Raw genomic sequence first — 21,233 nt, 5'->3', positions numbered from 1 at the left:
TTCAGCTCAGCTTGACCACGCCCTCCTGCAACTGAGCGAGCGGTTGTAGCGTCTGCGCCGCCACACCGAACTGTGCGTCGCCAAGGACAGACTGCGCCGCACCGACCCCGATTCCGGCCAAGGTGCCGTTCTTGCCATACTGGTAGGCCAGATCGCCCCCGATCGCGGCGGTATCGCTGCCCGACACATGGAACTCGAGCAGGGCCGATGACAGGTTCCAGCTCGTCAGGGCCGGATTAGCGGCCATTTCCTGATCGAAGCGGGCTGCGAGGCCCGCAAAATCGAACTGTTCGACTTTGCTGTCGAGTAGCGGATCGGCACCGGCGGCATCGAAGCCGGCCATGGCCTCGGAAATCACCTGCAGATTGGCAACACTGCGCAAATTCGCGGGAGCGTACCAGTCCAGCAGCGTGATGCTTTCCCCTGAACCGACATCGAGAATCAGGTTGTCCGCATCACGGCGCAGGGCCAGGTCGGAGTAGCTGATGCCCGTTCCGAGCGAGAGCGTGTCCTGAGCTGCGCCGTCTGCAACGAACATGTCGGCCCCGTCGCCACGATTGAACAGCGCGACATCGGCTCCCTCATTGAAGTTCACCCAATCGACGCCGGCACCACCAGCAACCACATCTCCCTGATAAAGGTAGATATGGTCCGACCCGGTTCCGCCGAACATGGCATCGTGGTTGTCTGCGCCGCCCAGGATATCTTGCTCACTACCGCCTTCGAGGATATCGACACCATCGGCGCCAACGATCAGATCATTGCCGGCTCCTCCACGCAGCACGTCATCGCCCCCGGCTCCGAGCAAGGTGTTCGCTGCGGCATTGCCGACGATTTCATTGTCCAGGGCATTGCCGGTACCGTCGATGCTGGCCGTCCCGGTAAGCACGAGGTTTTCGACCTGATCGGTCAGCGAGTAGGAGATCGATGCCTCGACCACATCGTGGCTCTCCGGAATGTCTGCAAGGAAGGGATTGGCGACCTGGAAAAGGTCGACGCCGGCGTTGCTGTCGCCCTCGACCAGGTTGCTGGCATCACTGACAAAGGTGATGAGCCGGCCATCAGCCGAAATCTTGGGACTGTTGCTCCACGAATTCGCCTGCTCTCCGGTTGCACTTACCGATACCCGCGCAAGCTCCCCGGTGAGCATGTCCTTGACAAAGATGTCGGGAGCAGCGTTCGTGTCACCGGCAACGAGTCTGGTCGAACTGCTCTGGAAAACGACAAAGCGGCCGTCAGCCGACACGTCGGGAATGTAATTCCCATAGTCATGTGCCGAGCCGTCGAAGCTTGTGGACACCCGGAGGACTTCGCCTGTCACCGTATCCTTGCGGAAAATGTCGGCCGTGTCGGGTGTGTCGCCCTCGACGAGTTGGGCGTCAGAATCGAAGACAACGTAACGTCCGTCGGCCGAGATTTCCGGATAGCCGCTGCTGTCGTTGCCTTCCGCGCCACTCGACGTGGTCGAGACACGGATCACCGTATCCAGCTCCGCATCGGCGAGGAACACATCCGAAGTGTTGTTGGTGTCACCATCAACGAGATTGGAGGAACGGCTTTCGAAGGTAACGAACCGACCGTCGTCCGAGATTGCAGTCACTGTACCAACATAGCTGTTGCCATCCGTGCCGGCAGGCGTATCCGACAGGCGGACAATTTCGCCGGTTTCCAGATTCTTGCGGAAGACGTCGACCTCGCCATTGGTGTCGCCGGCAACCAGGTTGCTCGCACTACTGACAAAGGCCACGTACTTGCCGTCGGCGCTGATCTGCGCGTATTCGCTATACGAATTGGCCTCTTCGCCGGTAACGCTGGCCGAGACCCGGACGACCTGGCCCGTTTGCGTGTCTTTGACGAAGATGTCGTCCGTGCCGTTGGTGTCACCGGCAACGAGGGTCGAATCGGCGCTGGAAAATACGACGTACCGGCCGTCGGCAGAAATGCTCTTCTCGCTGCCGCTCGCGATGTAGCTCAACGCCCCGCTCTCGGTGTCCTTCAAGACAATTCCACTGCTACCCGCGTATTGCGCGCCGAACACGACGTAGCGGCCGTCGGCGGACACGCCAATGCGCCCTTCGAAGGTCGCGGCAAGCTGGTCGCCGGTCCCGTCGCGTGAAATGAGCGCGATCGCAGGCGCAGTGGTGCCGGGAGCGGCGGCAGGGACTGTCTCGATCACCACGTCGCCGACGTTGTCGACGATATAGCGGTCGTCGCCGTCGCCTCCTTTGAGCGTATCGGCACCGGCGCCGCCATCGAGCGTGTCGTTGCCCGCACCGCCGTCGAGCTGGTCGGCGCCGCCATGGCCGTATAGCGCGTCATCGCCGCCCAGGCCGGAGATGAGATTGTTTGCGGCATCGCCCTGGAGCGTATCGTTGCCCTCGGTGCCGTCGATGGCGATCGGCGCCGCGGCGAGGAAATCGGCATTCCACACCGTGCCGTCGGCGAAGGTGACCTGCTCGATGCGGTTGCCCAGGCCCAGGAACCAGTTGTGGACGGTGATGCTGTCGGACGTGCCGTTGATGACCAGCTTGAGCTGATTCGTCGCGGTGGCCGGACGCAGGATGGTCACGTCGGCCGGATCGATACCCGCGCCGAAGGCGATGGTGTCGACCGCGGTCGAGCGCCAGTCGGCGTAGTCGTCGATGAAGTCCTGGCCATCGCCGAGGTTGAACAGGTAGGTGTCGGCGCCCTCCCCGCCCGCGAGGATGTCGTTGCCCAGGCCGCCGTTCAGGGTGTCGGCCCCGGCCACGGCATCATAGTCGCCATAGAGGACGTCATCGCCTTCGCCGCCTTCCATCACGTCGTTGCCGGCACCGCCATAAAGCGTGTCGTTGCCCGCCTCGCCGCGCAGTACGTCATTGCCCGCGTAGCCGTACACCAGGTCGTTGCCGCCGCGGGCCTCGAGCGTCTCGTCCCCACCGTTGCGTCCCTTGAGGATTTCGCCGTTGTCCGTGCCCACGATCGGCGCCGTCAGCACCTCCCACGGCGCAGCCGCCAGCGTCGCCGTGTCCCAGACAGTGCCGTCGGCGAAGCTCACCTGCTCGATGCGGTACTCGGTGCCGATGAACCAGTTGGCGACCGTGATGCTGTCGGTGCTGCCGTTGATCGACAGCTTCAGCGAGCCTTCTTCCGTGCCGATGCGCGTCAGCGTCACGTCACTGGGCTTGATGCCCGCGCCGAAGGCGAGTGTGTCGACTGCCGTCGAGCGCCAGTCTTCGAAGTCGTAAATCGTGTCCTGGCCGTCGCCGCGGTTGAAGACATAGGTGTCCGAGCCGCCGTCCCCCCCCAGGAAGTCGTCGCCCTGGCCGCCGTTGAGCACGTCGGCGCCCCAGTCGCCCCGCAGCACGTCGTTGCCCGCTCCGCCTTCCATCGCGTCGTTGCCGGCACCGCCAAAGAGCGTGTCCTTGCCACCCTCGCCGAGCAGCAAGTCGTTGCCGTCCTGGCCGGACAGAACATCGTCGCCGTCTCGCCCGAAGATCAGGTTTGCCGACCCGTTGCCGTTGAGCCCCTCGCCAAAGGCGCTGCCCTCGATCGCAAACGCCGCCGCAGCGAGCACATCAGCATTCCAGGTCGTGCCGTCGGCGAACTGCACCTGCTCGACCCGATTGGCCTCGGAGGCGAACCAGCCGCTCACCATCACCCGGTCGCCCGTGCCGCCCAGCACAAGGTACAGGTTGCTGGCGCTGTCACGATACAGCTGCACGTCCTGCGGGGTGATTCCGGCCTCGAAGCGGATGGTGTCCACGTTGCCCGCGGTCGTGTCCGAGTCGCTGATCGTGTCCACACCGTCGCCACGCCCGAAGACATAGGTATCGTTGCCCGCCCCGCCATCGAGCGTGTCGTTGCCCGCCCCGCCATCGAGCTGGTCGACGCCGCCATAGCCGTATAGCGCGTCATCGCCGCCCAGGCCGGAGATGAGATTGTTCGCGGCATCGCCGTGGAGCGTGTCGTTGCCCTCGGTGCCGTCGATGGCGATCGGCGCCGCGGCGAGGAAGTCGGTATTCCACACGGTGCCGTTGGCGAAGGTCACCTGCTCGATGCGGTACTCAGTGCCGATGAACCAGTTGCTGACCGTAATGCTGTCGGTGGTGCCGTTGATGATCAGCTTGAGGTGGTTGGTCGCCGCGCTCGGGCGTACGAGGGTCACGTCCGCGGGATCGATACCAGCACCGAAGGCGATGGTGTCGACCGCGGTCGAGCGCCAGTCTTCAAAGTCGTAGATCGTGTCCTGGCCATCGCCGCGGTTGAAGACATAGGAGTCCGAACCGCCGTCTCCCCCCAGGAAGTCGTCACCTTGCCCCCCGTTGAGCACGTCGGCGCCCCAGTCCCCACGCAGCGCGTCGTTGCCTTCACCGCCTTCGAGGACGTCGTTACCGGCACCGCCATAGAGCGTGTCGTTGCCCGCCTCGCCGCGCAGTACGTCATTGCCGGCATAGCCGTACACGATGTCGTTGCCGCCGCGGGCCTCGAGCGTCTCGTCCCCACCGTTGCGTCCATTAAGGATTTCGCCGTTGTCCGTGCCCACGATCGGCGCCGTCAGCACCTCCCACGGCGCAGCCGCCAGCGTCGCCGTGTCCCAGACAGTGCCGTCGGCGAAGCTCACCTGCTCGATGCGGTACTCGGTGCCGATGAACCAGTTGGCGACCGTGATGCTGTCGGTGCTGCCGTTGATCGACAGCTTCAGCGAGCCTTCTTCCGTGCCGATGCGCGTCAGCGTCACGTCACTGGGCTTGATGCCCGCGCCGAAGGCGAGTGTGTCGACTGCCGTCGAGCGCCAGTCTTCGAAGTCGTAAATCGTGTCCTGGCCGTCGCCGCGGTTGAAGACATAGGTGTCCGAGCCGCCGTCCCCCCCCAGGAAGTCGTCGCCCTGGCCGCCGTTGAGCACGTCGGCGCCCCAGTCGCCCCGCAGCACGTCGTTGCCCGCTCCGCCTTCCATCGCGTCGTTGCCGGCACCGCCAAAGAGCGTGTCCTTGCCACCCTCGCCGAGCAGCAAGTCGTTGCCGTCCTGGCCGGACAGAACATCGTCGCCGTCTCGCCCGAAGATCAGGTTTGCTGACCCGTTGCCGTTGAGCCCCTCGCCAAAGGCGCTGCCCTCGATCGCAAACGCCGCCGCAGCGAGCACATCAGCATTCCAGGTCGTGCCGTCGGCGAACTGCACCTGCTCGACGCGATTGGACACGGAGGCGAACCAGCCGCTCACCACCACCCGGTCGCCCGTGCCGCCCAGCACCAGGTACAGGTTGCTGGCGCTGTCACGATAGAGCTGCACGTCCTGCGGCGTGATTCCGGCTTCGAAGCGGATGGTGTCCACGTTGCCCGCGGTCGTGTCCGAGTCGCTGATCGTATCCACACCGTCGCCGCGCCCGAACAGGTAGGTGTCGTTGCCCGTGCCGCCCAGCAGCGTGTCGTTGCCCGCGCCACCGTCGAGCTGGTCGGCGCCTGCCTTGCCGTCGAGAATATTGTTTCCGGCATTACCGGTAAGTACGTTCGCGGCGGTGTTGCCGGTCGCGTTGAGATTCTCCGCTCCCGTCAGGGAAAGGTTCTCGAGGTTCGCTCCCAGCGCATAGCTGACGCTGCTCAGAACTGTGTCGGTACCCTGGTTTAGCGACTCGGTAACCACGTCTGCGGCATTATCGACGACGTATGTGTCGTTGCCGGTTCCACCCGCCATGTTGTCGGCACCGCTGCCGCCATCGAGCAGGTCGTTGCCGTTTCCGCCACGCAGCGTGTCATTGCCCATCTCGCCGTAGAGCGTGTCGTTGCCTGCGCCGCCGTCGAGGGTGTCATTGCCGTCGCGCCCCCAGAGTTGGTCGTCGCCCACGCCGCCCTTGAGGGAGTCCGCCTGTGGCGTGCCGGTGTATGTCGCCATTGAAAGTCCTTTGCAGAAGAGTTGTTGCGTTGAGAATTTCCGTCGAACGGGTGCTGCTGGTGCTGCCAATCAGGTCGTCGCGGGCGCCATCGGAACCGGCTCCTCCCGCCGGCCGAACACACTCAGGTGCTGCCCGTGCCCCATATCGCCAAGCGTGACCACCTCGTCGACACGCAGGCCGCGCGGCAGGTGATGCGCAATGAAGAGCACCGAGACACGCCCCTTGAGGCGGTTGATGGTTCGAGCGATCTCCTCGGCGGCGGGCGCATCGAGACCGCTGGTGGCTTCGTCGAAGATCAGGATGCGCGGTCGCTTGAGCAGCGCGCGGGCAATGGCCAGTCGTTGCTTCTGACCACCCGAGAGTCCGGAGCCGTGCTCGCCCACACGGGTCTGATAGCCCTGGGGAAGGGATTCGATATAGGCGTTGATGTCTGCCATCTTGCATGCCTCGATCACCTGATCGAAGCTGGCGTGCGGGTCGGCCGCTAGCAGGTTGTCGTATATCGTCCCCGAGAAGAGCACCGTTTCCTGAGGCACCACGCCGAAGTTGCCGCGCAATTCGTTGGCGCCGAGATGGCGAATGTCGAGTTCGCCCAGTTTCACCTGGCCGTCGGTCGGTTGCACGAAGCCCAACAGAAGCTTGGCCAGGGTGCTCTTGCCGGCGCCGGACGGCCCCATGAGGGCGACACATTTGCCAGGCGCCAAAGTCAGGTTGAAGCCCCGATACAGGTAGGGACGATCGTCCCCATAGCGGAAGCTCACGTCGCACATCGTGACGGTCGAGTCCGAGTTGCGCGCGCGCGAGGGCGTCAGTGAATAAGGCTCCGCGGGAGCATCCATGATGTCCCCGAGGCGACGGGCGGCAATGCTGACTTGCTGGTACTCCAGCCACATTCCGACCATGCGCATCACCGGCCCCGACACCCGGCCCGCGATCATCTGGAAAGCCACCAGCATTCCCACACTGAAGCCTTCACGGGTCATCGCCATCCATGCCCCGGCGCACAACACCGACAGGGTCATGAGTTGCTCGAGGGTGCCGGAGAATACGTTGTAGGTATTGCTGAGCTGGCGGGCATTGAAGCTCGCCTCAAGATAATCGGCGAGGTTGCGTGAAAATTTCTCGGTTACCTGGGCTTCCATCTGCAGGGTTTTCACCGTGCTCATGCCACTGACGTACTCGGTGAGGAATGCCTGGTTCTGTGCACCGACCTGGAACTGCTTGTTCATGCGGTCGCGCAGGATCGGCGTAACGAGCAGGCTCGCTGCCACGATGACGGTCAGGATGCAAAGGACGATCAGGGTCAGTTGCCAGCTGTAATAGAACATCACGGCAACGAAGAGAAGCAGGAATGGCGTATCGATGACCAGCGAAACGGCTGCCCCGCCCAGGAACTGGCGCACGGTCTCGATTGCCTGGATGCGGGTGGTGATCAAACCGGTCGCGCGCTTCTCGAAGTACGCAACCGGAAGGCGCACCAGCTTTTCGAACAGGCTCCTGCCGAGAACGGCGTCAACGCGGTTTCCGGTATGCAGGATGAGGTACTGGCGCAGCCAGTTGAGGGCCGCACTGAAGACTGCGAAAAGCACGAGCGCTGCCGCAACGACCTGCAGGGTGCTGGTCGAATGATGGACGATCACCTTGTCGATGATGACCTGCGTGAGCAGGGGTGTGGCCAGTGCCACCAATTGCAGCGCGAGGGATGCAAGCAACACGTCGCGCCACACGATTCGGTGCCTCAGCATCTCCGCGGCGAACGTGCGCAGCCCGAATCGACGCGTTACCCCCTGCGAATCAGGATCGGGATGCCCGGCGGTCGAATCCGGGGTCGCGAGAAGGGCCGTTCCGGCGTATGCACCCTCGACATCGGCCCGGTTCAGCGTTTCGGGCTGGTTTGCCCCCATGCGTAGCAGCAGAACCCTGTCGCGGTCCGCACGCAGGAGGAGTGCAGGAACTGCGGTACAGGACAGCACCGGATCGCCATCCATGCCACCTTCCGTGGCGGGCTGCGGATCCGCATCCGGCGAACCGGGATGAAGCAGAACCAGAAGGGGCGCAGCGACCTCGTCGAATCCTCGCACCGGGACACTCAGCGTCCTGACCTTGAGTCCCAGACGCGGAAGTGCCGCAACCAGTTTTTCCAGATCGTACTCGGGAGCGATATCGCGCAGGAGCAGTTCCGCAGAAAACGGGCGACGATGAAGCTGACACAGGCTGCTCAAAGCCCAGAGAAACGAGTCTCTTGAAAAGCGGACCATCTGCATACCGCCAGTCTCCTCCCGGTCGGCAGTCGTATGCTCGATGCCGAATCGTTATCGCATAATTTCAGGGCTCCGCATGATAGTGATTCAACATTTCATAAACAAGATTTAAATACCATTTACCTATGCATTCAGCAATTCGTTAGCACTTTAGTATTTTCTAATGGCATCAAAACCTCCGACTAATCTTGCGCAAGGACGGGCCCATTCTGGGAAGACTCAGGACTCGATGCGCAGGAGCGCCCGCGCTTCGCCGGGCGTCGCGACGGCGCGCTCGATTTCGCGCGCAATGCGGGCGATGCGGGCGACGAGTTGCGCGTTGCTGGTTGCAAGCTCCCCCTTGCGGAACCAGACGTTGTCCTCGAAGCCCACGCGCACATGCCCGCCCAGCGCGATCGCCATCGCGGCGAGCGGCAGTTGCGCGGCGCCGATGCCGGCAACCGTCCACGTTGCACCGTGGGGCAGTTGCGAACGCAGGAACATCAGCGACTCGGGCGTGCCGGCCATCGCACCGGGGACGCCGAGCACGAGGTCGACATGCACCGGACCCGCGACGACACCCTTGTTGATCCAGCGCTGCAGGCTGTGCAGCATGCCGGCGTCGAAGATCTCGAACTCGGGTTTGACGCGCAGTTCCTTCATGGTGTGGAGGAAATGCTCCATGTCGGCCGGCGGGTTGAGGAACACGTCGTCGCCGAAATTCACCGAGCCCATCGACAGCGTCGCCATCTCGGGGCGCAGCTCGACCGGCGCGAGACGCTCGGCAGCGGTCATGCCGACCGCACCGCCGGTCGACACCTGCACGATGACGTCGCAGCGCGCGCGGATCTTCTCGATGATCTCGGCGTAGATCGCCTTGTCCTGCGTCGGCGTGCCGTCCGGGTAGCGGGCATGGACGTGCACGATGGCGGCGCCCGCCGCGGCGCACTCCTCGGCCGCGCGCGCGATCTCGTCGGGCGTGACCGGCAGCGCGGGCTGCTGCTCGCGCGTGACTTCGGCGCCGGTCAGCGCGGCGGTGATGATGAGCTTGTCCATGGCGCGCTCAACGCACGTTGCGCTGGCACTCTGTCGGCACCACGCAGGTACCGGACGCGCGACAGACGACGATCGGCTCCGACAGTACGTCGCAAGCGGAAGGCTGGCCTTTGATCCCGGCCGGCACGATGACCTTGCGCGCCTCGAACTCCATCTTGCGCGAGGTCTTGCCCATGGCGACGATGCGGCCGGTGGCCTCGATGAAATCGCCGGAGCGCACGGGCGCAAGGAATTCGACCTTGTCGTAGGCGACGAAGAGGCCCTCGTCGCCGTCGCTGCGAATCAGAAGTTCGGTCGCGACATCACCGAAGAGCTGCAGCATCTTTGCGCCGTCGACGAGCTCGCCGGCGTAGTGGGCGTCGTGGGCGCTGATGCGCAGGCGGATGAGGCTGGTGATTTCATTATTCATGTTGTGTCCCTTATGCGGTGTGCCGCTTGATCCATTCGTTGATCGCGAAGGACGCGACGTCCTCCGCGTAGGACTTGGTGCCGAAGCCGGCGTCGTAGCCGAGCTCCTTCGCCAGCTCGTGCGAGATGCGCGGGCCGCCGACGACGAGGATCACACGGTCGCGGATGCCTTCGGCTTCGAGGAGATCCGACAGGCGCGTGAGGTTGTCGAGGTGGATGTTCTTCTGCGTGACGACCTGCGACACGAGGATCACGTCGGCCTGCTCCTCGATCGCGCGCGCAACGAGTTCCTCCGAGTCGACCTGCGCGCCCATGTTGATCGCGCGTACCTCGTGGTAGCTCTCCAGCCCCTTGTGGCCGTTGTAGCCCTTCATGTTCATGATGGCGTCGATGCCGACGGTGTGGGCGTCGGTCTCGATGCAGGCGCCGACGACGACCATCTTGCGCCCCATCTTCTCGGCGATCAGCGCGTTGATCGCGTCCTTGTCGAGGGTCTCGAACTCGGGCTTGGCGACCTTGATGCGCGAGAGGTCGACACGGTGCTTGCACTGGCCGTAGAGGACGTAGAAGGAGAAGCCCTGCCCCATGTCCTCGGCGTGCACGACGGCCGGTTCGTCGAAGCCCATTTCCAGCGCGAGCTGGCGCGCCGCTTCCTTTGCGTTCTCGTCGAGGGCGACCGGCAGCGTGAAGGAAAGCTGCACGCGGCCGTCGTTCATCGTGTCGCCATAAGGTTTGACGAAATTCGGCTCCACCCGGTTTTCGGCGACCGTTTCGGACGTGTGTAAAGTGAGGTGTTTGCTCATGTCGGCGCTCATCTCAGTTCGCTCCCGCCAGCATCAGGTCCGGGAAGGGGTTGTAGTAGTCGGGCGACTTCGCGATCACGCCGTCGAGTCCCTTGCCGCCGTCCATCGTGCGCGAGATGTCGGCGAAGGTGCCGCGACCGATCGCCGCCGGCAGGCCGATCTTCTCGATGTCGGCCAGTATCCCGACGGTCTCGGCGAGCACCTGCTGCGCGCGGGATTCGATCCGTCCGCCGGCCTTGAACTCGACTTCGTCGTGCAGGTCGCGCATCGTGCCGAACACGTACTTCGCGTTCTGGATCGCGAGGAAGCGGTCCTGGATGAAGGGGGTGTGGATCGCCTCGGTCATCATCCCGAGCAGGTGGATGTTCTGCCCCGTGAGCGTGCTGACGACGTTGAACAGCGCGTCCTGGATGTGACCGCGGAAGATGTTGCCCGTCATGTGCTTCGTCGGCGGCATGTACTTCAGGCAGGCCTCGGGGAAGACCTGGCGCACGAGCTGCGCATGCGCGACTTCCCACAGGAAGCCGTTCTCGAGGTCGGGGTTGATCTCGAAGGCGTGGCCGAGGCCCATCTGGTCGGGCTTGAGGCCCGAGATATACGCGAACTGCTCGTTGATGAGCTGCGACGCGAGCACCGTGTGCGCGGCATCGAACGCGTCGGCGGTCGTCAGGTAGTTGTCCTCGCCGGTGTTGATGATGATGCCGGCGTAGGCATTGACCATGCGCGAGAAGAACTGGTCGATGAAGGTGCGCTTCATGTTGATGTCGCGGAAGATGATTCCGTACATCGAGTCGTTGAGCATCATGTCGAGACGCTCCATCGCGCCCATCGCCGCGATCTCGGGCATGCACAGGCCCGAGCAGTAGTTCGTCAGGCGGATGTAGCGGCCGATCTTGGCGCCCACCTCGTCTAGCGCGGCGCGCATCAGGCGGAAGTTCTCCTGCGTCGCGTAGGTGCCGCCGAAACCCTCGGTCGTCGCGCCGTAGGGCACGTAGTCGAGCAGGCTCTGGCCGGTCGAGCGGATCACCGCGACGATGTCGGCGCCCTGCTCCGCGGCGGCGCGCGCCTGGACGATGTCTTCAAAGATGTTGCCGGTCGCGACGATGAGGTAGAGCCAGGGCGTGCGCGCCTCGCCGACCTTGTCGATCTGCTGTGAGCGCACGGCGCGCTGGGCGGCGATGTGTTCGCACATCTTCGCGGCGATGGCTTCGGCGGACTGGCGCGCGGCCTTGTCGTGCTTCGGACGGGCGAGCACGAGTTTGCCGGCAGCGACCGCTTCGGCGACCTGCTGGGCGGTCAGTGCATGTTCTGCCATCGCACCCGCGACAACGCTCGCAGCGCCGTGCGCCAAGAGCTTCTGCTCCTGCAGATGCGCGACGAGACGGTTCGGTAGCGGGATCTGATTGTCGTCCACGCCATCGACGCCCATCAGGCGCAGCGTCGCGCGCTCGACGGTGGTCGTCGTGTACTGGCTCATGTCGTCGAACACGCGGTGCGCGATACGGCGCGCAGATTCGCGCGCGCGGTCGATCTGGCCTTGGTCCAGATTGAGCTGACTCATTCGAAAACTCCTTCCTGCATAGTGTGTTCCTCGCGCATCACGTCGCTGACGACGTGATCGGGGAAGGCCCGGCGTGCTGCGTCGAGGAAGTCCCCGGCGTCGAAGCTGCCGCCGAGCGGCGAAAACGGATTGAGGGTGATGCCGGCGATGCGGATGCGCCTGAAAGCCGCAAGCCGCCCGCCCTTCGCCGTGAAGCTCGCGACGTCGGTCGCGTCGATGAAGAGCTTGGTGCCGTCGGCAACGACGACCGCGAGCGCCGGATGCTTCGCGAGCAGCGTGTTGAGCGCGTGCCACAGCGCGCGGCCGACGGCGCCGCTGACGGCAACCGTCTGGATCGCGGGTTCGTCTAGGCCCAGCAGCGTCGATGCGGCATTGAGCGTCGGGATGCGCGCGTCGAACACGCAGTCTCCGGCGCGGTTCCACACGCCGATGCCGCCGTGCGCGAACACGCCCATGCAACGCGCGGTCAGCACCTCGTCCGCGGCCGGGATGCCGAGGATCGCGAGCCGGTCGCGCGTCTTGCGGATCACGTCGGCAATGCCGCCGCCGATCGCCGCGCCGGTCGCGAGCACGACACCGTCGGCGATCGCGGGCGATGCGTGATGGCTGCGCCCCAGCGCACCGTCCAGCAGCACGAGCGCGCAGCCGCAGCCCTTCAGGATCGCGATGACCTTCTGCTGGTCGGAGCTGCGCGACGCGCCGGCGATTTCCATCTCGCCATGGTCGAGCGCGCGCACGATCAGGATCTCGCCCATCGGGCTCTCGATGCCGGTCGCGCCGATCTGCTTCCAGCGCACCTTCGCGCGCAACAGCGTGTCGCGCGCGGTGGCGACGAGGCTGCCGGGCCACACGAGCACCGGCGGCTTCGGGATCGAGAACACCTGGTCGCGGTCCTCGCCGTCGCGGCCGATCGACGTGATGCCGACCGTCGTGCCCTGGGCGTGCGCATGCGCGAGGAGATGGTTCAGGCACACCGTCTTGCCGGTGTTCTTGGTCATCCCCATCACTGCCAGCGTCGTCATGCCGGCGGCGCGGATCTCGCGCCACAGCGCGCTCCCGGTCATGGCCAGCGCCTCAGACATACAGCGTCTCGAAGAGGCGGCGCAGCGTGGGCGATTCGCGCAGCAGTTCCAGCGCGAACACCGCGTGATCCTTCGCGTAGCCGTTGCCGACGATCATCTCGACGTCCTTGCCCACGCCTTCGGCGCCGAGCGCGGCGGCGGTGAAGCTCGTCGCCATCGAGAAGAAGTAGATCTTGCCGCCGTCGCGCGTCGACAGGATGCTGCCCATCTCGGTGTTCGGGATGTTCACGCAGTTGATCACGACGTCCGCCATGCGCCCGCCGGTGAGTTCGGACACGGCCTCCATCATCGCCACCGCGTCGGTCGCATCCGCCCGCAGCGCGTGATCGACCCAGCCGAGCTCGCTCATGCGCCGGCAGTCCTTGTCGAAGGGGGACACGCCGATCACGCAGCCCGCGGGACCGGCGCGCTTCTTGGCCTCGTAGGTGCACAGCGTGCCGGACTTGCCGCCCCCGCCGACGACCACGACCGCATCGCCGGGACGCACCAGGCGCGCGGTCTGCGCCGGCGCACCGGCGACGTCGAGGATCGCGAGCGCGACCTTCTCCGGGATGTCGTCCGGCAGCTTCGCGTACAGCCCCGTCTCGAACAGGATCGCCTGGCCGTCGATCTCGACCTGGTCCTTGTCGGCGTGCACGACGCGGACCGCATCGATGCGCAGCGGCGTCAGCGACAGCGACACCAGCGTCGCGATCCTGTCGCCGACCTTCAGGTCGATCTTGCCCGCCAGCTTCGGACCGATCGCCGCGACGCGCCCGATCAGCATGCCGCCCGAGCCCGTCACCGGGTTGTGCATCTTGCCGCGCTGGCCGACGATGTCGCGCACGCTCGCCGCGATGCGGCCGAGGTCGCCCTCGGCCTCGGTCTTGATCTGCGTGAAGCTCGCGGCGTCGATGTTGAGCGCCGACACGTCGATCAGGATCTCGTTGTCGCACAGCGCCATCGTGTTGTCGATCTTCCACGCGCCTTGCGGCAGCACGCCTTGCGGCTCGACGACGCGATGCGTGCCATAGGGGGAACCGTGCTTCATCCCGGCCCCCTTACGCGCGACTCTGCGACGGGACGCGGAAATCCAGGCCCAGGCCCGGCATCTCGACGGTGTCGCCCTTGTAGTTGCGGCACTTGATCGTCGTGCCCTGGCCGTCGCGGCGGATCTCCTCGGTCACATAGGTCGGGATGATCGGCAGCTTGCCGAGCCCGCCCAGTCCATCGACCACGAAGGTCGGCACCGCCGGACCGCTGATCCAGCCGCGGATGCCCTCGTACAGCTCGAGCATGCGGTGGTAGGGCACGATGAAGTGGTGCGCGCCCTCGACCATGTCGGTCGAATAGACGTAGTACGGCCGCACGCCCATCTCGATCGCCTGCATGAAGAGCTCGCGCAGCACGCCGACGTCGTCGTTCACGCCCTTCAGGCACACCGTCTGCAGGCCCATCATGATGCCGGCCTTCTGGATCAGCTTGACGCGCTCGCGCAGCAGCGGCGTGATCTCCTTCGGGTGGTTGATGTGGATGTTCACCATCTGCACGCGATGCTTCTCGAGGATCGCACACAGCTCGGGCGTCACGCGGGTCGGCAGCTGCACGACCATGCGCGAGCCGATGCGCAGGAAGCGCACGTGCGGCGCCCGTTCGCGGATGGCGCCAAGGATGTAGTCGAGGCGCTCGTCGTCGAAGGTCAGCGGATCGCCGCCCGACAGCAGCACGTCGTCGATGTCCTTGTTGCTCGCGATGTAGTCGATCGAGCGCTCGATCTCGTCCTTGTGCACGGAACCGCTCGGCTGCGACACCATGCGCTTGCGGGTGCAGAAGCGGCACAGCGTCGAGCAGGTGTTCGACACCAGGAACAGCACGCGGCGCGGGTAGCGGTGCACGACGCTGGTGCCCGGAACGGTGTCGCCCTCCTCGCCCAGTTCGTCGAGCAGGGTGTGGAAGCCGGGTTTCTGCTCCTCGTGGCGCGACGGCAGGTACTGCAGCCGGACCGGGCAGTTCGGGTCGTTCGGGTCCATCAGCTGCGCCATGTAGGGCGTGATCGACACCGCGAACTTCTCGTACACGGTCCCGTTCACGTCCTCCATGTTGTTCAGGACGTCCTTCAGCTCGGAGTGGTGGGTATAGCGGCGGGCGAACTGCTTCTGCCAGGGTTCGGAAGCCGGATCGTAGGCTTCCAGTTCGGCGCGCGTCAGCAGCTGGCGTGGCGAGATCACGACTTTCTGCAGCATTTTCCTGTCCCTCTTGTTCGTCGTTATGAATGGCCGCTGGGGCCTGACGAAGACGAGTTTAGGGATGGGCCGCGCCGGCCTGAACAGGCAAAGTGACTTTGAATATGCCCGTGAATCGGTCAAAATGACCGAGGTTCGGACAATCTGATTTTTACCCTGCAAAACCCATGGACGACCTCGACCGCCAGCTCATCGAGCTGCTCAAAGTGAATGCCCGCCTGCCGGTCGTGAAGATCGCCCAGGCGCTCGGCTGTGCGCGCAGCACGGTGCAGTTGCGCCTGAAGGCGCTGGAAGATTCGGGAACGATCAGCGGCTACACGGTCAGCGTGACGAAGCCGCAGTCGACGCGTTCGATCCAGGCGATGGTGCTGATCTCGATCGAATCGAAGAACGAGCCGGACGTCGTGCGCGCGCTGAGGAAGCGCCACGAGATCACCAAGCTGTACTCGGTCAGCGGCCGCTACGACCTGTGCGGCATGCTGGAAACCGAGACCACGCACGAGCTGGACGCGGTGATCGACCGCGTGCGCGCGATCCGGGGCGTGGTGGATACCTTCTCGACCATCCTGCTATCGACGAAGCTCGACCGGCCGGGCTGATCCGTGCGACTTGCACGTAAGCCGAGCCGAGGGCGGTGAGCCGCCCATCCTTCGTTCTACGGCGGCGCCGCGAATCCCGCCCCGACTGACACACCGGCGTCACGCAAGCGCCCCGCTCCCCTGCTCCTCGCCTCCGACCCAATGAGCATCCTCGACACCTGCACCGAAACCGACATCACACGCTGGCTCGGGCCCCACGAGGTCGCCAAGGGGCGCGCCTATCTGGGCGCGGTATCCGACCTCGCCCGCGATGGCGAAACCCTGCGCGCCCGCGTCCAGGGCACACGGTCGCGGCCCTACCAGGTGGTGGTGCAATTCATGGGCGCCTCGCATTCCCGTTCCGCGCGACCCGTCTCATACTGCTCCTGCCCCGTCGCCATCGACTGCAAGCACGTCGCCGCGACCCTGCTCCGCTGGCTCACGGTGCGCAGCAGCGATCCATCACGCCCGCGCGAACAGATCCTCGCCTGGATCGAGGCATTCCGCGGCATCACGGCACAGCAGCCGCCGGCGACGCGCAAGCCCGCGCCCACCGCGCAGCACGCGCTCCTCTATCTGATCCGCTTCCACAACGGCTACCAGCAGTACGCCATCACCTGCTTCAAGGCGCGGCGCGGCCGCGACGGTTCGGTTCGACAGGCCGAGAGCTGGCAGAACATCGAGCGCGCGCTCGACACGCCGCCGTCCTTCGTCAATGACGCGGACCTGGAGATCCTGGGCCTGCTCTGGAGCCAACGCCCGCGCGGGCGCTTCTTCCAGGACGCGCTGCCGCTCGATGGCCGCAACGCCGAACAGTTGATGGCACGCCTCGCGCGCTGCGGACGCACGCATTTCAATGACCTTGGCACAACCCCGCTGAGATTGGGCGAAGCACGCGCCGGGTCGCCGGAGTGGCACAGCACTGCGGACGGGCGACGCGCGCCGGGACTGCGCCTGACGCCTCCGGCGGAGGTCGTGCTGCCGCTGCTGCCGCCCTGGTACGTGGACCGCAAGGCGAACGAGATCGGCCCCGTCACCCTCGACGCCCCCGCCGAACATGTCGTGCGCCTGCTGTGGCTGCCGCCGCTGACGCCGGTCGAAGCCGAGATGATCAGCGCGACGCTGGCCGAACTCGCCCCTGCCCTGCCATTGCCGAGCACGCTCGGCGAACCGCCACTGGAACTGTCCGGCCCGCCCGTGCCGGTGCTGCGCATCGACACGCTCTCCACATACGACGTCCACTTCCGCAACTACCCGCGCTATGGCGCGACGCTGTTCGACTACGCGACGCTCGCGTTCCGCTACGGCCCGCTGACGATCCCGCCCGGCAACGCGCCGATGTTCCACACCCTGCCCGACGGCCGCAGTGCCCGCCTGCAGCGCGACACCAAGGCGGAATCGGCCGCCCTCCGGCGCCTCGGTCAGGCCGGGCTGGGCAAGGTGGGCCTGCGCAGCGTCTCCAGCGCCTACGGCGCCCTCCCCGAACATGCCTTCGGCCTCGCCAGCGAGGACGCCTGGGGCCCGTTCACGGCAAACGAAATCCCTGCCCTGCGCGCCGAAGGCTGGGCGATCGAACTGCCGCCCGATTTCCGCCACCACGCCATCGACATCACCGACGTGACGCTCGACGTCGACGAAGCCGATGGCGGTTGGCTCGACATCTCGCCCGGCATCGAGGTCGACGGCCGCACGCTCGCCCTCGCGCCGCTGCTGGCCGAACTCTTCGGGCGCGACGGGCGCTGGCTGGGCGGCGGCCTCCATCGCATCGCCGACGAGGAGGCGATCATCCTGCACCACGACGACCTCGGCCGGCTGCGCATCGCGGCCGGGCGCCTCAAGCCGCTCGTCGGTGCGCTGGTGGACCTGTTCGACCGCCCCGAAGGGGCGCTGCGCGTGTCGCGTCTGGACGCTGCGCGGCTGGCCGACCTCGACCTGCCCGGGCGCGGTCGCGACGCGCTCGCCGAGCTCGCCCACCACCTGCGCGACGCCCGCGGCATCGAAGCCGTCGCCGCTCCCGCGGATTTCAACGCCGTGCTGCGTCCCTACCAGCTCGAAGGGCTCGCGTGGCTGCAACACCTCGTGCGCCACGATCTGGCCGGCATCCTCGCCGACGACATGGGCCTCGGCAAGACCGCGCAGACGCTCGCCCACCTCCTCACGGAAAAACACGCCGGGCGGCTCGACCGGCCTGCTCTGGTGATCCTGCCGACCTCGCTGGTGTTCAACTGGCAGGCCGAAGCGGCACGCTTCACGCCCGGCCTGCGCGTGCTCAACCTGCACGGCCCCGACCGCCACAGCCGTTTCGAGCAGCTCGACGGCATCGACGTCGCGCTCACCACCTACCCCTTGCTGTGGCGCGACGCCGACGCGCTGCAGGCGCACGAATGGAGCCTGCTGATCCTCGACGAGGCGCAGACGGTAAAGAACGCCGCGAGCAAGGGCGCCCAGGTCATCCGCCAGCTGCGCGCCCGCCATCGCCTCGGCCTGACCGGCACGCCGCTGGAAAACCACCTCGGCGAGCTGTGGGCGCAGTTCGACTTCCTGCTGCCCGGCTTCCTCGGCACCAGCAAGGACTTCACCCGCCTGTGGCGCACGCCGGTCGAAAAGCGCGGCGACACCCAGCGGCGCGACCTCCTCGCCGCCCGCATCAAGCCCTTCATGCTGCGCCGGCGCAAGGAAGACGTCGCGAAGGAGCTGCCACCCAAGACCGTGATCGTGCGCAGCGTCGGCCTCGAAGGCGGGCAGCGCGACCTGTACGAGACCGTGCGCGCGGCCATGGACGACAAGATCCGCCACGAGATCGCCGCGAAGGGCTTCGCGCGCAGCCAGATCGTGATCCTCGACGCGCTGCTGAAATTGCGCCAGGTGTGCTGCGACCCGCGCCTGCTGAAGAGCACGGCTGCCGCGGCCAGGGTCAAGGAGCGCGCCAAGCTCGACTACCTGATGGACATGCTCCCCGAGCTGATCGCCGAGGGCCGCCGCATCCTCGTGTTCTCGCAATTCACGCAGATGCTCGCGCTGATCGCCGCCGAACTCGACCGCGCCAGGATCAGCTGGGTCGGCCTGACCGGCGACACGCGCGACCGTCGCACGCCGGTCGAGGATTTCCAGCGGGGGCGCGCCTCCGTGTTCCTCATCAGCCTGAAGGCGGGCGGCGTCGGCCTCAACCTCACCGCGGCCGACACAGTGATCCACTACGACCCGTGGTGGAACCCCGCCGCCGAAAACCAGGCCACCGACCGCGCCCACCGCATCGGCCAGGACAAGCCGGTGTTCGTCTTCAAGCTGATCTGCGCCGGCAGCATCGAGGAACGCATCCTCGCGCTGCAGGACCGCAAGGCGGCGCTCGCCGCCGGCGTGCTGTCGGAAGACGCCGACGCGCTCGCGAAGTTCGGCGCGGACGACATCGCCGCGCTGCTCGCACCGCTGCCGGCCGCGACGGCCTGAGTCAGCTGCGGACGGCCGCGTGGCGCCGCAAGCACTCGGCGAACGCGCCTTCTTCCAAGCATCGGCATGCTATATTTGCCATCAAATTTGATGTCTTTTTTCAACGAGGTGCCCGATGGACAAGATCATCGCCAGCATGACGGTGAGCGTGACCGAGCTCAAACGCAACTTCGCGGGCATTCTCAGGGAGGCCGACGACTGTCCCGTGGCCGTCCTGAACCACAACCGGCCCGAAGCCTACCTGCTCTCGGCCGCGCACTACGAGCGGCTGATGGCCTACCTCGAAGACCTCGAAGACGCCCGGACGGTGCGCGAGCGCGCCGACGGCCCGTTCGTCGAGGTCGGTCTCGATGACCTATAGGCTGCGCTTTCACGAACTCGCGCTGCAGGAGTGGAAAAATCTCGACGGCAGCCTGCGCGCACAGTTCAAGAAGAAGCTGGAAGAGCGGCTGGCCAACCCTCGTGTTCCCTCGGCCGCACTCGCGGGCATGCCCGACTGTTTCAAGATCAAGCTGAGAAGCGTCGGTTACCGACTCGTCTATCGCGTCGACGAGGATGTCGTCTTCGTGACCGTGATTGCCGTGGGGCGCCGGGACCGGAACCACGTCTATACGCAATCGCAGGGGCGGCTCGAAGAATAGCCCCGCCTTGATCGCACCCAGCTCGTTCAACGACGCGCGAGCCAGGAGGGTCACAGCGCTCTGGGGTTGCGGACCTGCACGCAGCCCGGCCACAACTGGTCCTCCTGATCGAGAACGAGCAGTTCCAGCTCTCTGAGCTTCTTCAGGTCGCGGCTACGCGTCTTGTCGTTCAGCTTCAGGTAGAGGCTCGCATACCACGGCGTGTGCCGAAGTTCGCCAAGCGGCACGGGGCGGCCCTGGGTCAGCAGTTGCGACACGATCGTGTATTGGCGCGAATTGATCGCCTTGCTGTCCAGTAGCTCACGCGTCCGGCTCTGGAAAAGCAGGATGCTGACGAGACGATTGACGCGATCATGCAGCGCGTTGATCGTCAGGAGCATCCCCTCTTGGTGAAACAGCACGAAGGCCGTGTTCGGATGCGACTGATGCTTTTCGGCCGCCTTGCGGCAGGTATTGAACAGCGTGAAATAAGCGTCGATGTTGTCGAGGTAATAGCGCGCCAATGCAAAGGGGGCGTACTCGTAGCCGGCTGCCTGCAGCAGCGTGGCCTCGATGACCCGCCCCACACGCCCATTGCCATCCCAGAAGGGATGGATCAGTTCGTAGTAGTAATGCACCAGCGGCGCACGCACTAGCGGATGAACCCCGGCTTCCACGAGTTGTTGGTGCCAGGCTATCAAACCCTCCAGCAGCCGCCAGATGTCGCGCTCATACTGAGGCGGCTTGTATCGCCCGCCATGCTGCGGGCTGCCGACGTGCGTAATGCGGCCTTTCGGGTTGTTTCGGATCAGCCCCGGCCGGTTGTCGGCGTGGGGGACGTCCTGGGTGACCAACCCGTGGATGGTGGTAATGAAATCGATCGAGAGCGCCCACGCCGGATCAAGTGCAGCCTGCCGCGCCCGCGTGTAAGCAGCCTTGATGTTGAGCACTCGCCGCTGCTCGATCTCCTGCACCTGTGCAGGGTCGAGATCCATCGCCGCGCGGGTTTCGTCCTCGGTGAGGGCGCCACCTTCGATCGTGTTGGTCCCGTAGATGCTGCTTGCGATGACCTCGCGTTCGAGCTTGTTGGCGACCTGCGCCAAGGGGGAGTGCGCAAACCGCGTATGGGCATCCTCGACGCGCTGCATCGTCAGACGGAGTTGTTCTGGATCGACGCCGATCTCGAACAGCACCGGCCCGAAACGGTCGGTGTCGACGCGAAGCCGGATGTCGGGGATTTCTGGGGCGATCATGTCCGCTGGAATGTCCGTGACTGATATGGCAGCTTATATCGTAATATCAATTGCTTGGCGTTGTTTGAGGCGAATTTTTGTCCACAGGAATGT

General features: G+C 65.4%; 15 protein-coding genes. 5 read left to right on the top strand and 10 right to left on the bottom strand.

Going from position 1 to position 21,233, the window contains the following annotated elements; all coding sequences use genetic code 11:
- Position 1 precedes the first annotated feature (1 nt).
- From GO615_RS13170 to GO615_RS13130, 9 genes are all read right to left on the bottom strand, one after another.
- Entirely contained in the window at positions 2-5,869 is a 5,868-nt protein-coding gene (locus GO615_RS13170; protein ID WP_169128706.1) for a calcium-binding protein, read from the bottom strand.
- A 69-nt stretch (positions 5,870-5,938) separates the two neighbouring features.
- Positions 5,939-8,134, bottom strand: coding sequence for a peptidase domain-containing ABC transporter (locus GO615_RS13165; protein ID WP_211167089.1), 2,196 nt, complete (start codon positions 8,132-8,134; stop codon positions 5,939-5,941).
- A 216-nt stretch (positions 8,135-8,350) separates the two neighbouring features.
- Positions 8,351-9,166 carry a 3-keto-5-aminohexanoate cleavage enzyme gene (gene kce, locus GO615_RS13160; protein WP_169128704.1) on the bottom strand — a complete coding sequence of 272 codons (816 nt, stop codon included), beginning with the start codon at positions 9,164-9,166 and terminating at the stop codon, positions 8,351-8,353.
- Positions 9,167-9,173: 7 nt separating this feature from the next.
- Positions 9,174-9,575: a 3-aminobutyryl-CoA ammonia lyase gene (gene kal / locus GO615_RS13155; RefSeq protein WP_169128702.1), complete on the bottom strand. Its 402-nt coding sequence runs from the start codon at positions 9,573-9,575 to the stop codon at positions 9,174-9,176.
- Between the two features lie 10 nt (positions 9,576-9,585).
- Entirely contained in the window at positions 9,586-10,377 is a 792-nt protein-coding gene (kamE, locus tag GO615_RS13150) for a lysine 5,6-aminomutase subunit beta (protein WP_169128700.1), read from the bottom strand.
- A 13-nt stretch (positions 10,378-10,390) separates the two neighbouring features.
- Positions 10,391-11,938 (bottom strand): lysine 5,6-aminomutase subunit alpha, encoded by a 1,548-nt coding sequence (kamD, locus tag GO615_RS13145; RefSeq protein WP_169128698.1) that lies wholly within the window; start codon positions 11,936-11,938, stop codon positions 10,391-10,393.
- Positions 11,935-13,020 carry a lysine 5,6-aminomutase reactivase subunit KamB gene (gene kamB / locus GO615_RS13140; protein ID WP_169128696.1) on the bottom strand — a complete coding sequence of 362 codons (1,086 nt, stop codon included), beginning with the start codon at positions 13,018-13,020 and terminating at the stop codon, positions 11,935-11,937. Before kamB ends, kamD begins: the two co-directional genes overlap by 4 nt.
- The gene (kdd, locus tag GO615_RS13135; protein ID WP_169128694.1) at positions 13,013-14,050 is read right to left on the bottom strand and encodes an L-erythro-3,5-diaminohexanoate dehydrogenase; all 1,038 of its coding nucleotides are present in this window, start codon (positions 14,048-14,050) and stop codon (positions 13,013-13,015) included. Before kdd ends, kamB begins: the two co-directional genes overlap by 8 nt.
- A gap of 10 nt (positions 14,051-14,060) precedes the next feature.
- Entirely contained in the window at positions 14,061-15,242 is a 1,182-nt protein-coding gene (locus tag GO615_RS13130; RefSeq protein WP_169128692.1) for a KamA family radical SAM protein, read from the bottom strand.
- A gap of 167 nt (positions 15,243-15,409) precedes the next feature.
- Between GO615_RS13130 and GO615_RS13125 the strand changes: the two genes are divergently transcribed.
- The 4 genes from GO615_RS13125 to GO615_RS13110 all read left to right on the top strand — a co-directional run bounded on the left by GO615_RS13125 (position 15,410) and on the right by GO615_RS13110 (position 19,908).
- On the top strand, positions 15,410-15,841 hold the full coding sequence (locus tag GO615_RS13125; RefSeq protein WP_169128690.1) for an Lrp/AsnC family transcriptional regulator: 432 nt from the start codon (positions 15,410-15,412) through the stop codon (positions 15,839-15,841).
- Positions 15,842-15,982: 141 nt separating this feature from the next.
- Positions 15,983-19,267, top strand: coding sequence for a DEAD/DEAH box helicase (locus GO615_RS13120; protein WP_169128687.1), 3,285 nt, complete (start codon positions 15,983-15,985; stop codon positions 19,265-19,267).
- 115 nt (positions 19,268-19,382) lie between these two features.
- Entirely contained in the window at positions 19,383-19,628 is a 246-nt protein-coding gene (locus GO615_RS13115) for a type II toxin-antitoxin system Phd/YefM family antitoxin (protein WP_169128685.1), read from the top strand.
- Positions 19,618-19,908 (top strand): type II toxin-antitoxin system RelE family toxin, encoded by a 291-nt coding sequence (locus GO615_RS13110; RefSeq protein ID WP_169128683.1) that lies wholly within the window; start codon positions 19,618-19,620, stop codon positions 19,906-19,908. The genes GO615_RS13115 and GO615_RS13110 overlap by 11 nt, the downstream gene beginning before the upstream one ends.
- A gap of 50 nt (positions 19,909-19,958) precedes the next feature.
- Here GO615_RS13110 and GO615_RS13105 read toward each other — a convergent pair whose 3' ends face one another.
- Positions 19,959-20,990: a Fic family protein gene (locus tag GO615_RS13105; RefSeq protein ID WP_246262266.1), complete on the bottom strand. Its 1,032-nt coding sequence runs from the start codon at positions 20,988-20,990 to the stop codon at positions 19,959-19,961.
- 21 nt (positions 20,991-21,011) lie between these two features.
- On the opposite strand from GO615_RS13105, the gene GO615_RS28880 reads away from it, so the two are divergent.
- Entirely contained in the window at positions 21,012-21,164 is a 153-nt protein-coding gene (locus tag GO615_RS28880) for a hypothetical protein (RefSeq protein ID WP_246262265.1), read from the top strand.
- Positions 21,165-21,233: the final 69 nt, after the last annotated feature.

Source organism: Aromatoleum evansii (genome assembly GCF_012910805.1).
Lineage (GTDB): Bacteria > Pseudomonadota > Gammaproteobacteria > Burkholderiales > Rhodocyclaceae > Aromatoleum > Aromatoleum evansii.
Note: the sequence above shows the minus strand (reverse complement) of the source record. Positions and strands in the feature narration are given on the sequence as shown.

Coding starts and splice junctions, on each gene's coding strand:
- GO615_RS13165 (WP_211167089.1), bottom strand. CDS start 8,134: ATGCAGATGGTCCGCTTTTCAAGAGACTCGTTTCTCTGGGCTTTGAGC.
- kdd (WP_169128694.1), bottom strand. CDS start 14,050: ATGAAGCACGGTTCCCCCTATGGCACGCATCGCGTCGTCGAGCCGCAA.
- GO615_RS13130 (WP_169128692.1), bottom strand. CDS start 15,242: ATGCTGCAGAAAGTCGTGATCTCGCCACGCCAGCTGCTGACGCGCGCC.
- GO615_RS13110 (WP_169128683.1), top strand. CDS start 19,618: ATGACCTATAGGCTGCGCTTTCACGAACTCGCGCTGCAGGAGTGGAAA.
- GO615_RS13125 (WP_169128690.1), top strand. CDS start 15,410: ATGGACGACCTCGACCGCCAGCTCATCGAGCTGCTCAAAGTGAATGCC.
- kal (WP_169128702.1), bottom strand. CDS start 9,575: ATGAATAATGAAATCACCAGCCTCATCCGCCTGCGCATCAGCGCCCAC.
- kamB (WP_169128696.1), bottom strand. CDS start 13,020: ATGTCTGAGGCGCTGGCCATGACCGGGAGCGCGCTGTGGCGCGAGATC.
- kamD (WP_169128698.1), bottom strand. CDS start 11,938: ATGAGTCAGCTCAATCTGGACCAAGGCCAGATCGACCGCGCGCGCGAA.
- GO615_RS28880 (WP_246262265.1), top strand. CDS start 21,012: ATGGGCATCCTCGACGCGCTGCATCGTCAGACGGAGTTGTTCTGGATC.
- GO615_RS13115 (WP_169128685.1), top strand. CDS start 19,383: ATGGACAAGATCATCGCCAGCATGACGGTGAGCGTGACCGAGCTCAAA.
- GO615_RS13170 (WP_169128706.1), bottom strand. CDS start 5,869: ATGGCGACATACACCGGCACGCCACAGGCGGACTCCCTCAAGGGCGGC.
- kce (WP_169128704.1), bottom strand. CDS start 9,166: ATGGACAAGCTCATCATCACCGCCGCGCTGACCGGCGCCGAAGTCACG.
- GO615_RS13120 (WP_169128687.1), top strand. CDS start 15,983: ATGAGCATCCTCGACACCTGCACCGAAACCGACATCACACGCTGGCTC.
- kamE (WP_169128700.1), bottom strand. CDS start 10,377: ATGAGCAAACACCTCACTTTACACACGTCCGAAACGGTCGCCGAAAAC.